Annotated in this window: 1 protein-coding gene and 1 tRNA gene; both read right to left on the bottom strand. The window is 62.4% G+C overall.

The features are described from left to right. Positions 1-63 precede the first annotated feature (63 nt). Positions 64-151 (bottom strand) — tRNA-Ser (locus tag BTW07_RS18890). 139 nt (positions 152-290) lie between these two features. Then, the coding region (locus tag BTW07_RS18885) for a nitroreductase family protein (protein WP_208605449.1) at positions 291-526 on the bottom strand (236 nt) is incomplete at its 5' end.

The raw sequence follows: 526 nt of genomic DNA, 5'->3' as shown, positions 1-526 counted from the left end.
CACCAATGCCTCATTCCAGGCATGAAAAAACCGGCTGCTGAGAGCCGGTTCTTTTCAATTCGGTGGCGGAGGGGGAGGGATTCGAACCCTCGAAGCCTTGCGACTTACACACTTTCCAGGCGTGCTCCTTCGACCACTCGGACACCCCTCCGCATTTTCGCTCTTCTCGTAACGGCTGTGCCGGTGCGTTCAGAACGGCGCACATAGTATCGAGCTAAGCCCGTGATCGCAAGCCGTTTTTCCTTTCCCGGCGACCTTTTACGTTCATCGTCCAGGACTGGGGCGCCGCGCTAGCTCCATCGTTCTACGAAGTCCGCCGGGTTGCGCGCCGGGGCATCGGGGTAGCGCCCGCCGGGCTGGCCCAGATAGAGATAGCCGATCAGTTCTTCCTGCTCGCCAAGCCCAAGACCTCGCCAGACGGTCCTGTCATGCGCGTAGGTCCCCGTGCGCCACATGGCACCGAGGCCCTGGGCGAACGCGGCGTAGAGCATCGCGTGGGCCGCGCAGCCGGCAGAGATGATCTGCT

The sequence above is a fragment of the Salinicola socius genome (genome assembly GCF_001937195.1).
Taxonomy (GTDB): domain Bacteria; phylum Pseudomonadota; class Gammaproteobacteria; order Pseudomonadales; family Halomonadaceae; genus Salinicola; species Salinicola socius.
This window is presented reverse-complemented; position numbering and strand designations above follow the sequence as displayed.